The organism is Janthinobacterium sp. LS2A, from assembly GCF_036543145.1.
In the GTDB taxonomy this organism is placed as follows: Bacteria; Pseudomonadota; Gammaproteobacteria; order Burkholderiales; family Burkholderiaceae_D; genus Janthinobacterium; species Janthinobacterium aestuarii.
In genome coordinates, this window is the sequence record NZ_JAZHPB010000032.1 from 1 (window position 1) to 352 (window position 352).

The 352-nt window shown below is 53.7% G+C and carries 1 protein-coding gene; it reads right to left on the bottom strand.

Annotation, left to right across the window (positions count from 1 at the left end):
- A partial coding sequence (locus V3C40_RS28275) for a flagellin N-terminal helical domain-containing protein (protein ID WP_442907325.1) occupies positions 1-168 on the bottom strand: 168 nt, incomplete at its 3' end.
- Between the last annotated feature and the right edge of the window lie 184 nt (positions 169-352).

The window sequence follows — 352 nt, forward strand, 5'->3', positions numbered from 1 at the left end:
CTGTGCTTTCAGGCGGGTGGCGATTTGCAGGCCGGCAGCATCGTCCATGGCCGAGTTGATGCGGAAGCCGGTGCTCAGGCGCGTCATCGAAGTCGACAGTTTGGATTGGGTATTCGTGATCGAATTTTGTGCCGACAGGGAGGCAGCGTTGGTGTGAAGGCTCAGCATGGTGTCATTCCTAATTAGGTGGTTACGGTGAGGAGCGACGATTTATCTGCTCCTATCAGTACAAGACGACCGTGCCGCCATCTTAATTAAATGCTTTAAGGAAATTTTTTAAAATAAATGCGGTTTGTCGCTTCGCCGACCCGTCCTGGTGCTGTTGCGGCATGTCGGTGCCAGGCGCGCACGA